At 66.1% G+C, this 13,039-nt stretch carries 14 protein-coding genes and 1 pseudogene; 3 read left to right on the plus strand and 12 right to left on the minus strand.

The window, feature by feature from the left end; genetic code table 11:
- The first annotated feature begins 33 nt into the window (after nucleotides 1-33).
- From P5W99_RS33055 to P5W99_RS33065, 3 genes and pseudogenes are all read left to right on the plus strand, one after another.
- On the plus strand, nucleotides 34-279 hold the full coding sequence (locus tag P5W99_RS33055) for a 4Fe-4S dicluster domain-containing protein (protein ID WP_421028061.1): 246 nt from the start codon (nucleotides 34-36) through the stop codon (nucleotides 277-279).
- A gap of 67 nt (nucleotides 280-346) precedes the next feature.
- Complete coding sequence (locus tag P5W99_RS33060; protein ID WP_434666566.1) at nucleotides 347-1,345, plus strand: HEAT repeat domain-containing protein; 999 nt, start codon at nucleotides 347-349, stop codon at nucleotides 1,343-1,345.
- A 14-nt stretch (nucleotides 1,346-1,359) separates the two neighbouring features.
- Nucleotides 1,360-1,614, plus strand: a pseudogene (locus P5W99_RS33065) (DUF971 domain-containing protein); the annotation flags it as partial.
- A gap of 32 nt (nucleotides 1,615-1,646) precedes the next feature.
- Here the strand turns inward: P5W99_RS33065 and P5W99_RS33070 are convergent.
- The 12 genes from P5W99_RS33070 to dctP all read right to left on the minus strand — a co-directional run bounded on the left by P5W99_RS33070 (nucleotide 1,647) and on the right by dctP (nucleotide 12,982).
- Nucleotides 1,647-1,982, minus strand: a complete 336-nt coding sequence (locus tag P5W99_RS33070) for a Rieske (2Fe-2S) protein (RefSeq protein WP_421028063.1) — start codon at nucleotides 1,980-1,982, stop codon at nucleotides 1,647-1,649.
- Nucleotides 1,983-1,985: 3 nt separating this feature from the next.
- Complete coding sequence (locus P5W99_RS33075; protein WP_421028752.1) at nucleotides 1,986-2,297, minus strand: YciI family protein; 312 nt, start codon at nucleotides 2,295-2,297, stop codon at nucleotides 1,986-1,988.
- A gap of 5 nt (nucleotides 2,298-2,302) precedes the next feature.
- Complete coding sequence (locus P5W99_RS33080) at nucleotides 2,303-3,175, minus strand: intradiol ring-cleavage dioxygenase (protein ID WP_434665474.1); 873 nt, start codon at nucleotides 3,173-3,175, stop codon at nucleotides 2,303-2,305.
- Between the two features lie 50 nt (nucleotides 3,176-3,225).
- Entirely contained in the window at nucleotides 3,226-4,293 is a 1,068-nt protein-coding gene (locus P5W99_RS33085) for a maleylacetate reductase (RefSeq protein WP_421028065.1), read from the minus strand.
- A gap of 7 nt (nucleotides 4,294-4,300) precedes the next feature.
- The gene (locus P5W99_RS33090) at nucleotides 4,301-5,767 is read right to left on the minus strand and encodes an aldehyde dehydrogenase family protein (RefSeq protein WP_434665476.1); all 1,467 of its coding nucleotides are present in this window, start codon (nucleotides 5,765-5,767) and stop codon (nucleotides 4,301-4,303) included.
- Between the two features lie 52 nt (nucleotides 5,768-5,819).
- Nucleotides 5,820-6,839: a hydroxyquinol 1,2-dioxygenase gene (locus tag P5W99_RS33095; protein WP_434665479.1), complete on the minus strand. Its 1,020-nt coding sequence runs from the start codon at nucleotides 6,837-6,839 to the stop codon at nucleotides 5,820-5,822.
- A gap of 40 nt (nucleotides 6,840-6,879) precedes the next feature.
- Nucleotides 6,880-7,374, minus strand: coding sequence for a hydroxyquinol 1,2-dioxygenase (locus P5W99_RS33100; protein ID WP_421028068.1), 495 nt, complete (start codon nucleotides 7,372-7,374; stop codon nucleotides 6,880-6,882).
- 124 nt (nucleotides 7,375-7,498) lie between these two features.
- On the minus strand, nucleotides 7,499-8,428 hold the full coding sequence (locus P5W99_RS33105; protein WP_421028069.1) for a LysR family transcriptional regulator: 930 nt from the start codon (nucleotides 8,426-8,428) through the stop codon (nucleotides 7,499-7,501).
- Nucleotides 8,429-8,556: 128 nt separating this feature from the next.
- The gene (locus tag P5W99_RS33110; RefSeq protein ID WP_434665482.1) at nucleotides 8,557-9,819 is read right to left on the minus strand and encodes an MFS transporter; all 1,263 of its coding nucleotides are present in this window, start codon (nucleotides 9,817-9,819) and stop codon (nucleotides 8,557-8,559) included.
- A 309-nt stretch (nucleotides 9,820-10,128) separates the two neighbouring features.
- Nucleotides 10,129-11,421: a TRAP transporter large permease gene (locus P5W99_RS33115; RefSeq protein WP_421028071.1), complete on the minus strand. Its 1,293-nt coding sequence runs from the start codon at nucleotides 11,419-11,421 to the stop codon at nucleotides 10,129-10,131.
- Nucleotides 11,418-11,969, minus strand: coding sequence for a TRAP transporter small permease (locus P5W99_RS33120; RefSeq protein WP_434665485.1), 552 nt, complete (start codon nucleotides 11,967-11,969; stop codon nucleotides 11,418-11,420). The genes P5W99_RS33115 and P5W99_RS33120 overlap by 4 nt, the downstream gene beginning before the upstream one ends.
- The gene (gene dctP, locus P5W99_RS33125) at nucleotides 11,966-12,982 is read right to left on the minus strand and encodes a TRAP transporter substrate-binding protein DctP (protein ID WP_421028073.1); all 1,017 of its coding nucleotides are present in this window, start codon (nucleotides 12,980-12,982) and stop codon (nucleotides 11,966-11,968) included. Before dctP ends, P5W99_RS33120 begins: the two co-directional genes overlap by 4 nt.
- Between the last annotated feature and the right edge of the window lie 57 nt (nucleotides 12,983-13,039).

The raw sequence follows: 13,039 nt of genomic DNA on the forward strand, positions 1-13,039 counted from the left end.
CCATTCTTGAACGAATGCAGCGAGGAAAAACTCATGAGTTACGCGCCCCACGACATCTTCCAGCGCGGCAGCGCGCCGGTCACGATCGACGAATCGCGCTGCATCGCCGACAAAGGCTGCACGGTATGCGTCGACGTCTGCCCGCTGGACCTGCTGGCCATCGACATGACTAAGGGCAAGGCCTATATGCAATTCGACGAATGCTGGTACTGCATGCCCTGCGAGCGCGACTGCCCCACGGGCGCGGTGAAGGTGGAGATCCCGTACCTGCTGCGGTAGCTGCGGCGCGATTATGTTTTGACTCTATCTCCCCTATTCATTTCGGATTCCATATCGACAAACAGCCATGACCGATTCTATTCAATTGCCTGCGATGCCGCCGCCCGAAGCGGCCGGCGCGCTCACGCGTCTCGCCGCTGCCGACGCCGCCGTGAGACGCATCGCCGTGCTCGATCTCGCCGATCTGGAACACAGCGCGCTGCTTGCGCCGCTCATAGCGGCGCTGCGCGACGACCCCGCGCCCGAGGTTCGCCGCGAAGCCGCGTTCGTACTGGCATCGTGGGAACGGGAGGACGTGGTGGAGGCGCTCTGCGCCACGCTGCTGGACGCCGACCCGGGCGTGCGCGAAGCGGCCCAGCAAGCGCTCGCCGAACTCAAGGCGCCCGGCTCGGCGCGGGTGCTGCGGCGCTGGGCGGCGCGGCCCGAACCGTTCGCTCGACGCGCGGCGTTGCGCGGCCTGCGCGAATTGCGCGACGCGGCGGCCTTCGAACCCGCACACGCCGCGCTCGCCGACGCCGATGCCGAGGTCCGCCTCGAAGCCGTGGCCGTGCTGGGCTGGCTCAAGGACAGGCGCGCTGTCGCGCCGCTAGCGGCGCTCGCGGCCGCCGACGCCCACAGCGCAGTACGGCGCGCTGCCGTGGGCGCGCTCGGCTTCGCCGCTGTGAACGAGACCGCTGCGGGCACGGCGCTGCTGCACGCGCTCGCCGATGCCGACTGGCAAGTCCGCGAGGAAGCCGCGAGCACGTTGGGGAAACTGCGCCTGCCCGCCGCCCGCGACGCGCTCATCCACGCGCTCGACGACGACTACTGGCAGGTGCGCCTGCGCGCGGCGCGCGCGTTGGGGCGCATCGGCGATGCGCACGCCGCGCCCGCCGTGAGCGCGCTGCTTGCGCATCCGATCAGCAACCTGCGCAAGGAGGCCGCGCTTGCACTGGGCGAACTGCCCTCGGCATCGAGCCTTGCGCCATTGCAGGCAGCACTCGACGACCGCGACCCCGAAGTGCGCAAGGCCGTGCGGATCGCCTTGCAGCAACTCACGGCGCAGTTCGAAGGCGGCGTCTCATGAACGTGCCCATCGAAATGCATGACGAAACGGGCGCGCTCGTCCTCGTATGGCGAGGCGGCCTGCGCCAGCGCCTCCCGCTCGCGAGCCTGCGGCGCGCATGTCCCTGCGCGGGATGCCGCCGCGCTCGCATGAGTGGAAACGCACATGAACCGCTGCGCGCAAGCTCTGGCGAGACGGCCCATGACAATCTCACGCTGACCGGCATGGTTTCAGTGGGCTATGGCGTCCAACTCGTCTTTAGCGACGGCCACGACCGCGGCATTTTCCCGTGGGCATGGCTCGAACGCTTCGCTGACCCCGTTCACCCGGCTGCGCCGGACCACACATCGACCCCAACGACGCGCACCGGAACGGGTGTCAGCGCGGCGCCCTGGCACGGCCCCTCGATGCAGCGGCCATCCTCGAACGCAAACAGCGCGCTGTGATGGGCGCACATCAGTACTTTCGATCTGTACGTGCAGACCTCGCCCGGCTCGAAATCGAGCCGCACCGAGAAATGCGGGCAGCGATTGACGTAGGCCCACACCGATGCGCCGCGCCGCACGACGACAACCGCACCGTCTCCGGGCGCGCCGTCTACGACGCGTGCGCCGCCGTCCGGCACGTCGTCGACGCGGCACAGAAGGCGATCGCTCATCACTCAAACCCTTTGCTCAGGATTACCAACATTCCAGTCCCACGGCCGGATCTCGACACGCTCGAACACGCCCGCCAATGTATATGGATCGTCGCGCACGAAGCGCATCACGTCGTCGTAAGCTTCGGCCTCGACCACGAGCAGGGTGCCGTTGTGCCCATCGCACCGTGGCGCGAACGTCGACCCGCCGAGCCTCACAAACACGCCGTGTTGCGGCGCCGAGCGCAGATAGGTGCGATGCACCGCGCGTATTCGATCGCGCACCTCGCGCATGCCCGGCTTGTCGGTGGCGAACACCGCGTAGTAGCGCGTCAACGGTCTCATGCGCGCTCCAGCACGAAGTCGTAGCAGGCCTCGCGAAAGCCGCCCTCGAAGCCGAACTGCCGGGCTTTCGCGTCGTCTGCCGCGCGCTCGCAATAGTCCACTAGCAGCGACGGCTTCACGCCGAATACGGCGTCCGAGTCGAGATACGGGTCGTTCTGGTTGAACAGGTGCGTCACGAGCGTGCTGTGACCGGGCGCCGTGATCATGAAGTGCAGATGCGCGGGCCGCCACGGGTGCCGCCCCGTCGCCTGGAGCATGCGGCCCACCGGTCCGTCGGTTGGAATCGGGTAGCACACGGGCACGATGGTGCGAATCGCGTAGCGGCCTTCGGCGTCGGTGCGGTAACGGCCGCGCAGGTTGCCATGCGGCTGCTCGGTGTCCTGCCCCGAGTACATGCCGTTGTCCGCCGTTTGCCACACGTCGAGTAGCGCGTTCGCCACGGGCTCGCCTTCGGTCGACAGCACGCGGCCGTGCACGAGCGCGGGCACGCCCGGCGTGAACGCCATGTTCTCGCCGAAAGCGCGCTCGGGCATGCCTTCGATATAGAACGGGCCGAACACGGTCGTGTCGGTCGCGCCCGTCTCGTAGCGATGGTTGATCGCGTCGACCAGCATCGACACACCCAGCGTGTCGGACAGCAGAATGAACTCCTGACGCACGACGCCGTCGCACATCTGGCCGGTCTCGGTGAGAAAGCGGATGGCCGCGATCCACTCTGCCTCGGTCAACTCCACTTCACTCACGAAAGCGTGCAAATGCCGCACGAGACTTTGCATCAGGGTGCGCAGGCGCGCGTCGGGCGTGTTCGCAAAGCGTGCCACGACCTGTTCCGTCAAAGCCCGCTCGGCCTCGTTTCCATGTATCGACATGGTTGTCTCCTTTCGTTGTCCTCGCGCGCCGCGCGCACAGCCTGGTCCGGCTATTGCGGCGCGGCCCCTTCCCACGCGCGCTGCAGCAGCGCGCGGATCGCCTCGCGCTCCAGCTCGCGCGGATTGGGATACGCATTGGTACACGCCAGATCGGCCGCTTCGTCGAGGCCGGTTTCGGGCATGCCAATGTCCTTGAGCGCAGTCGCAATGCCCAGCGACGCGTTCAGTTCATACAGCCGCGGCCCCGCCTGTGCCGCATGCTCCGCACCGATCGCGCGCGCCACGCGTTCGAGCGCCCGCGGCGCGGCCGCGTGATTGTAGTGCGCCGTATGCGGCAGCATGATTGCATGCGTTTGCGCGTGCGGCAGATTGAACGTGCCGCCCAGCGTGTGGCAAAGCTTGTGATGCAGTGCCATGCTCACCGCGCCGAGGCAACTGCCCGCGAGCCACGCGCCGTAGAGCGCGCGGCTGCGCATCGCCGCATCGTCGGGACGCTGCACGACAGCCGGCAGCGACTCGCCCAATGCGCGAATCGATTCCTCGGCCATCAGGCTGATCACGGGATTGGCATCTTCCGCGTAGAGCGCCTCCACCGCGTGCGCCATCGCGTTGATGCCCGAGGCCGCAGAAATGCCCGCGGGCAGCGACACGGTCAGCGACGGATCGTAGATCACCGTGCGCGGCAGCACGCGAAAATCGCGCCCGGTCTTCTTCAGGCGCCCTTCGGTGAGCCCGTAGATCGGCGTCATCTCCGAGCCTGCGTAGGTCGTGGGCACCGCGACGATCGGCAGCGACGATTCGAGCGCGATGGCCTTGCCAAGGCCAATGGTCGAGCCGCCGCCCACGGCCACGCAGCATTGCGCATCGAGCGCCGCCGCCTTTTCGCAGGCGGCCCGCGCGACTTCCACGGGCACGTGCATGACCGCCTCGGCGTGAATCCCTGCGGCGCGCTCGCCGAGCAGACGCGCGACTTGCTCGGCGAGCGGACGCTGCTCGGGCGTCGAGAGAATCAGCGCGCGGCGCGCGCCGAGACGGTCCACTTCCTCGGGCAGCCGCGCGAGATTGCCCCAGCCGAACACCACGCGCGACGGCAAGCCTTGATAGACGAAGCGATCCATATGTGCCTCAGCGCTTGAAGTGCGGCGGCACCTGGGCGTCCACGTTGACCCATACCGAGCGGGCCTCCGTGTAGTCGTGCATCGCCTCGAAGCCCATCTCGCGCCCATAGCCCGACTGGCCGACGCCGCCGAACGGGCTGCCCGGGTTCACGCGCTTGTAGCAGTTAATCCAGCACATGCCCGCGTTGATCTTGCCCGCGAGGCTGTGCGCACGCGAAAGATCGCGCGTCCAGAGGCCGCTGCCGAGACCGTACTCGGTGCCGTTGGCGATGGCGAGCGCCTCTTCGTCGGACTTGAAGCGCAGCACGGTCACGAACGGGCCGAACACCTCTTCCTGAGCGACGCGATCTTTCGGCGTCTTCGCCTCGATCACCGTGGGGCGCACGTAGTAGCCGTTCGCAAGCGCCGGGTCCTGCGGTGCGCTGCCGCCCGTGAGCACGCGCCCGCCCTGCTCGCGCGCCACGTCCACGTAGGTTTTCACGCGCTCCAGATGCTGCAGCGACGTAAGCGGCCCCATCTCCGTTTCGGAATCCAAAGGATTCCCCACTCGAATCGACGACGCGAGGTCGACGAAGCGTTCGAGAAACTGATCGGCGATGCGCTCGTGCAGCACGAGGCGCGAGCCCGCGATGCAGGCCTGCCCCTGGTTGTGGAAGATCGCCCAGGCCGCGCCGTTGATGGCAGCGTCGAGATTGGCGTCGTCGAACACGATGTTCGCGCCCTTGCCGCCCAGTTCGAGCTGCACGCGCTTCAAGTTGCCCTGTGAGGCCTCGACGATGCGCCGCCCCGTTGCCGTCGACCCCGTGAAGGCGATCTTGCCTACGCCGGGATGTTCCGCGAGCCGTTGCCCGGCCATGTGGCCATAGCCCGGCACGATATTGACCACGCCCGCGGGGAAGCCCACTTCCGCCATCAGCTCGACAATGCGCAGCGTGGAGAGCGGCGTGATTTCCGAAGGCTTCAGCACGACCGTGTTGCCGGCTGCGAGCGCAGGCCCCATCTTCCAGCTCGTGAACATGAGCGGGAAATTCCACGGCACGATCTGACCGACCACGCCGATGGGCGCGCGCTGCACGTAGTTGAGAAAGCCGGCTTCGACGGGAATCACCGAGCCTTGCAGCTTGTCGGCCATGCCGCCGAAGTAGCGAAAGCACCCCGCCGTGCGCGGCACGTCGAGTGCACGCGAATCGCGAATCGGGTGCCCGGTGTCGAGCGATTCGAGTTGCGCGAGCTCTTCGGCGTTCGCTTCGATGGCGTCGGCCAGACGCAGCAGCAGGCGGCCGCGCTCGGCGGCGGGCAGCGCCGCCCACTTCGGGAACGCGCGCGTGGCGGCGGCCACGGCCAGATCGACATCGGCGGCGGTGGCTGCGGCGATCTTCGTGATCAACGAGCCGTCGTGCGGATTGAGCACGTCGATGGTGCCGCCTTCGACGGCATCAACGAAACGGCCGTCGATGAACAATTGCGTTTGCATGATTTAAATCCTCGATTGATGCTTTGGCATGCTGAATAACGTCACAACGCGCTCAGAACTCAACCGGATAGGGCTTGAGATCGCCGCGCTCGTAGCGCTTGGGCAAGTCGGCCGTGGCGTTCTCCCACACGAGCAGCATCGAGCGCTTGGTCGAGTAGCCCTGGTGGCGAATGTCGGCGGGCATCGCGCAGATATCGCCGGCGCGCATCGTGATGCGCGCACGCGGCGCACCCGTGTTCTTGTCGCCGATGTCCCAGACGATTTCGTCCGAGAGCTGCAGGAACCATTCGACGCGGTCGTTGCCGTGGAAAACCGGCAGGATGTACTCCTCCGTGGTCGGGCAGAACAGGCTCTGGCCGCACACCGAAGTCACGGAGGGATTCCACGTGACGTCCGAGCGCGAGAGGTATTTGAAGAGGTTGAACGCGTGCAGCTCGCCTTCGAAGCCCGGCTCGACATGCACTTCGGGATCGTCCTGGGGGACATCGGCGAAAGCGCGGTTCACGGGCAGGTCGTCGCGCAGCGGCGAGTCGCCTTCGAGGCCCGGCATGCGGCGCGTGGCAATGCGCGTGCGCTCGATAGCGGCATCGTTGTCGCCGTGCTTGCGGCCGAACGCTGTGCCGGTTTCCTCGGGCGCGGCGAACGGGTCGAAGCCTTCGTTGGTCCAGTCGTGCAGGATCGCCTTGAAGGTCGCCATGATGGTGGGCGTCTCGAAGGTCTCGATATAGTCCACGCCAGCTTCCTTCATGATGCCGTTGAACGAACCCGCGTACACGTCCACCTTGCCGTAGTGGTTGCGCGTGCCGAACACGTGGTCGAAGTTCACCCAGCCGTAGAAGAAGCCCCATGCCACATCGCGCATCATCGCGCGCAGGAAGGCGTCGGCGGGAATGGCGTGGGTGCGGGTCTGGCCTTTCGCGGGCCACAGCACCTTGACGAAATATTCGTCGCGCGTGAATTCAAAGGCGCCGAGCTTGAAGCGGCAGTAGCCGGTCACGGCGTCGGGCTCGCTCGCGCATACGGTGTCGGCGGCGAAGCTTGCGAGGTGATCTTGGTTGTCGAGGCTGGCCATGTCTGTGTCTCCTTGAGATGATCGGTTCGTGTGTGCGGATTCAGTGCAGGCAGATATCCGCCCACTTCTGCACGGAGAGCGCGCCGGCCATGGTCTGCACGAGCGCCACGCCGCTCTTGCTCGCGCTGAAGCGGTAGGCGCAACCGGCCGGCAACAGGGCCTGGTGGCCACGGCGCAGCACCACATGGCCCATCTTGCGGCCCGCGGGCGCCTCGCCTGCCGCGACCGTTCCCGTGCCGTCCTTCGGCGGGTTATCGAGCTTGATGAAGTCGATGCGCACTTCGCCGTCCATCAGGATGACGAACTCATCGTGAGCGCAGGCGAACCAGCGCGATTGACCTTCCGTGCGCAGCACCTCGATCACATACTCGAGGTTCTTGCCAACCACGACCTTCTCGTAGGACGCCGACTGCGCGGCAACTTCGAAGACGTTCGAGAAAACATAGTGGCGGGCGTCGCCGCTCGTGATTTCGATCTCGCCTTTGCGGTATTGCTCGAGCGAGCCGAAGACGGTGTGAAATGAGGTATCGGTCATGGCTGTCTCCTGTTCCTGTTTTGGAAGGTATCGTTGCGTTCAACTTTAGGAGCGCTGCGCACGGACAACAACCAGCGCCCGGCCGACTACGGCATTCGCGTTTCGCAAATAATCGCGAATGCGGCTAACGCACCCAGCCGCGCTCGATCAGCGGCACGTCCCACGCGGGCTCCGGGCCCAGATACTCGGCCAGGAACTCCACCAGCGCCTTCACCTTCAGCGCCTGGCGCTGCGTGGACGGATACACGGCCGCGAAGCTCAACGAGGAAAGGTGGTAATCGGTGAGGATCGGCACGAGCGAGCCATCGAGCAGCGCAGCGCTTGCCACCAGCGTGGGCAGGCACACCACTCCACCGCCCGTAAGCGCGTAATCGCGCAGCAAATGCACCGAATTCGAGCGGATCATGCCGGGTAACTCCAGCTCCACGACCTCATCGGCACGCGTCATCGTCCAGCGATTGCGCGACGGATAGCCCGAATAGAGCGCCGTGGTGTGCTGCAGCAATTCACGCGGATGTTGAGGCGCGCCGTGCTCCGCCACGTAAGCGGGCGTGGCGACAAAGAGCCGCCGCACCGTAAAGAGGCGGCGCTCGATCAGCGACTCGGAAATAGGCGGGAAGATCTGGAACGCCACATCGAAGCCTTCTTCGATCGGATCCACCACGCGGTCGTTGACGATCACATCGAGCTGGATGCCCGGGTAACGCCGATTGAACTCGGCAAGCGGCGCACCGAAATGACCCAGCGCGAAACCCGGCAGTATCTGGATGCGCAGCCGCCCCGTGGGCGTGGCGCGCAGCTCGCGCATCTGGTCGGTCAGCTCGTTCACGCGCCCCACTACCTCCGCGCATTCGCGATAAAACGCCTCTCCGACTTCGGAGAGGCGCACATGTCGCGTGCTGCGATGAAAGAGCGGCGCGTTGACGAACTTCTCCAGTTGCTGGATGCGATTCGTCACGACCGAACTGGTCACGCCGATCTGCCGGGCCGCTTCCGCAAAACTGCTCGTTTCCGCCACGCGTACAAACGCTTCGATACTCAAGAATCGGTCCATGCTCCTCTCTTCTTTATCGGTTCGGGCCATCCAAGTATAGGGCCCGGCTCCATTGCGCCACGCCGCTGCGGCATCGGCGCATCGGCGGCGCGGCTAGAGAGGACGACGTGGATGGCCCCCCCCCGCTACTACTCGGCTTGGCCGGCAGCCGGGATGGGTCCTGCAGGGGTCGCTGCCAAGCCGCGGCGCAGCGCGGCCGGCGCCGTTTCCTTGAGCAGCATGCTCACCAGCACACCCAGCACGACTGCGCCAATCGGCAGCCACAAGATGTTCTGGATACCGAAATGTGACGCCACGAAGCCGGCCAGCGCAGGCGCCACGCCACCGCCGAAGATTTCGCCCGCGCCCACGACGAGGCCGATCGAGGTCGAGACCATGCCGAGCGGCGCGGCCTCGGTGGCAACCGGCCCGGAAAGCAGCGAAACCAGACCCAGCGTGAAGAACGACGCCGCGAACAGCACCGCGAAGAGTTCCAGCGGCTGCGCGCCGAGGCCGCGAAACACGATCAGCATGACGGCCGTGCCCACAAAGCCGATGACGCTGGCGAGGCGCCGGCCCAGCAGATCGGAGAGCCCCGGCAAGCCGAACTGCCCGACGAAACCGCCAAAGCCGATGGCGGATGCCACCACGCCCATGTGCTGCGTGTCGAGCTTGAGGTACTGCGTGAGGTAGAGCGGCAGCATCGCGCCGAGCACGAACACGCCCGTCATCGCGCAGAATAGCGCCACCATCGCCACGGGAATGTTGCGGCTGCGGATCACGTCGCGCCAGTGGCCGCGCGCGTGCTCCCCGGATTCAGGCGTCGCGATGGCCTTCGGTTCGCGAATCACGTGGTACATCAGCAGGCCAAGAATGAGCCCCGGCACCGAGACGAGCGCGAACACCCAGCGCCAACTCATCACACCCAGCAACTGCGTGGCGATGATCGGCGAGAGCGCGAGCCCGAACAACGCGAAGCCGCTTTGCTGCACCCCGAGATTGAAGCCGCGGCGCTTGGGGTGCGAGGCATCGGCCGTGGCCGCGAAGCTCGTCGGGCAGAACGAGCCTTCCGCCACGCCCATCAGCGCGCGCACGGCCAGCAGGCTCGCGAAGCCGCCCGCAAGGCCGGAAAAGCCCGAAAGCAGCGAGAAAGCGATGATCGCCGGAATCAGCACCTTGCGCCGGCCCACCTTGTCGGACATGCCGCCCATGACCGCCGCGAACACGCCCCACGAAAGGCCGAGTATGCCGATGCAGTTGCCCACGTCCTGGGCGTTCAGGTTCAGGTCCTGCATGATGGACGGGAACAGCGGCGCGATCAGCCAGCGGTCGAGGCCCACGAGGCCGAAGCCTAGCGCCAGCAATGTCACGGCACGGCGCTCGTAAGCCGTGTCCCATGTGTTCGATTTCATCTCTGTCTCCTTGGGCCGGCCGGGCGCCGAACCATCGGTCATGTTCGAAAACGGTGGCCGACGCGAGATGCGCCATTAACCTGGACGCGCTCGACATCGACGTCGCAAAGATAGTCGCAAGCCACCCGAAATCAGTACCGGATAAGGTCCGAATACGTCATTCGCGAATCGCAAACAATCGGGTCCGGCCGGCCGCCGCGCACGGCAGCCGCGGCACCGCGAGCGCAGCGCGCGGCCCGTGCGGGCGCGGCGCGCCCACCCCAGGACAACTACGGATAGACGGCCGGGCGCGCGCCTGGCGGTGAGCCTTCAACGCATGAGATGAACCAGCCCGAGCGCCACGCCCGGCACGAGAATGACCACCACGAGCGCGACGATGTTCGCGCAGAGAAACGGCACGGTGCCGCGGAAAATGGTGCGAATCGACAATTCCGGCAGCATGGTCTTCACCATGAACACGTTCATGCCAACGGGCGGATGAATCATGCCGATCTCCATCATCATCGCCACGTAAATGCCGAACCAGATCATGTTCGCGCCGAGCGGCTGCACCACCGCCGCGAACACGGGGATGGTGAGCAGCATCATCGCGAGCGCTTCCATGAGCGAGCCGAGCACGATGTAGATGCAGGTGATGACCGCAATCACACCGATAAGCGGCAAATGCAGCGCGTGAATCCAGGCGACCAACGTGGCGGTGAGGCCAGAGAGCGTGATGAAGTTGGCGAACACCATGCCGCCGAAGGCGATGGCGAAGATCATCGCGGTGGTCTTGCCCGCTTCCACGAGCGACTCGAACAACAGCGCCCAGCTCAGCTTGCGGCGCAGTCCTGCGAACACGAGCGCGCCGGTCGCGCCTACGCTGGATGCCTCGGTGGCCGTGAAGATGCCGCCATACAGGCCGCCCACCACGATCAGGAACAGCGCGAGCACGCCCCAGATCTTGCCGAGCTTGGCGAAGCGCGTAGGCCAGTCCACGCGCTCGCCGCGCGGGCCTTTGGCGGGATCGCGCCGCACCGTCCACCAGATCGAGAGCAGAAACAGCGAGCCCAGCAGCAATCCCGGGCCGATCCCTGCGATAAACAGCTTGCCGATATCCTGATCGGTCAGGACGCCATAGATGAGCAAGGGAAAGCTCGGCGGAATCAGCGCGCCCAGCGTGCCGCCCGAACTCACGCAGCCCGCGGCCAGGCTGTCCGCGTAGCGGTGGCGGCGCATCGGCGGCATCGCCACCTTGGTCATGGTGGCCGCCGTGGCGATCGAGCTGCCCGACATCGAGGCGAAGCCGGCGCAGGCCAGCACCGTGGCGTGCGCGAGGCCGCCCTTGAAATGGCCGATCCAGGCGTTAGCCGCGTCGTAGAGCTCCTCGGCCAGATCGGCCTTGTAGATGAACGTGCCCATCAGGATGAACATCGGCAGCACGGAGAGATTCTCGTTGGCGGCGAGGTCGGCGATCGTCATGCCGGCCATCGCGAGCGCGGGCTCCCAGCCGCGAATCAGCGCGAAAGCGCCCACGCCGATGCCGAGCATCGCAAAGCCGAGCGGCACGCCCACGAACGCGAACAGCAAAACGGCGGCGAAGCCTGAAAGTGCGAGTGTCATGGCGTTTCCTTGCGGCCGAGCGCGGCGAAGTGATCGACGGTAAGCGCGAGCAGCACGATCAGCGTGACGCCGGAAAGTGCGCTCATGTAGTAGCTGAGCGGCGCGAGCGGCCACTCCAGCACGGTCGTGGTGATGCGGTTGTTCGCGAGATCGGCGCCATCGCTTGCGAGCTGCCAGGTCATGATGCCCACCGCGGTCACGCTCACGAGCAGCACGAACAGATGTTGCAGCCAGCTGCCGAGCCGCCCGAAGCGCCCGTGCAGCAGGTTCACCGTGATGTGCTGCTGGCTCCGCGTGACGAGCGGAAACGCCGAGAAAATGAGGATCGCCATGGCAAAGCGCACGATCTCGGAGGCGCCGCGGATGGGCGCGGAGAACCAGTACCGCATGAACACATCGCAGAATGTGAGCCCCATGATCGAGAGCAGCACGAGCGCGACCACGCTGCCGAGCGCGCGCCGCAGCCAGCGCGAGACAAGGCTCTCGCGTGCGTCCGGGACGATCGCTACGGACGGGTGTATAACATCGGAAGGTTGACTGAGGCTCATTTTGCCTCCTGCTTTGCTTCGTTGCGGTAGTAGGCGAGCGCGGCGGCGCCGTCCACGTGCAGCCGGTCCGCGCGGGTGATCCATTGCGCGTCCATGGGCTGCGCCAGCGCACGAAGCGCGCCGACGAAGTCCGGTGACGGCGAGATCAGCTTGAGCCCGTTCGCGACGGCCTCCTTGCGGGCAAGCGCATTGGACGCGTCGATCACGGCCATGCGGCGCGCGAACGCCTCGCCCGAAAGCGCGGTGATGGCCGCGCGGTCGGCCGGCGAGATCGACGCCCACACCTGCCGGTTCACGAAGAGCGAAAAGCTCGGCGCGGTGATGCCGCCCGGCACGGTCGTTTCATAGCGCGCATAGCGGACCACGTTGAAGCGCGCAGCGTCCATCTCGGGGATGCCGACGAAGCCGTCAACGGTGCCGCCCGCCACCAGCTCGCTCATTTTCGCGGCGGGGGTGGCCACCACGCCCGCGCCGCCGCGATCCATCAGCGTCGAGGCAACCCCTGGCAGTGCCCAGTATTTCACGCCATGTATCGCCTGAAGCGACGTGACGGGCTGCTTGAGGCTATAGATCTCGCCCGCCGGAAACACCACGAGCGCGAGCAGATGCACGTCGCGATACTCGCCGGCCTGCTCGAAGTACTTTTCGTAAGTCCGCCAGAGCGCGACCGACATGCCCTCGGCGGACGAGGAGCCGAGCGGCAGATGCGCGAGCTGCACGAGGCTTGCCTTATTCTGGATGAGGCCGTTGAAAATGTAGGCGCCATCCACGATGCGCTTGCGCACGACGTCCCATTGCTGTTGCGGCGAGCCGATGCTGGTGGGCGGAAAGACAATCTTCACGCGCCCCTGGGTGACGCGCTCGACGTCCTCGGCCCACGGCCTCATGACCTCGACGTTGAAGATATGCTGTGGCGGCAAAAAGGCATTGACGACCAGCGTCGTGGCGGCATGCGCCATGGCCGGCAACGCCATCGCCAGCGCCACGAGATGGGCTGCGATAAGGCGATACATGATGTCTCCTGCATGTACGAATAGTTTTTACCTGCTCTACCGCTGAGAGGGGCGCGG

This window comes from Paraburkholderia sp. A3BS-1L, from assembly GCF_051125215.1.
Classification (GTDB): Bacteria; Pseudomonadota; Gammaproteobacteria; order Burkholderiales; family Burkholderiaceae; genus Paraburkholderia.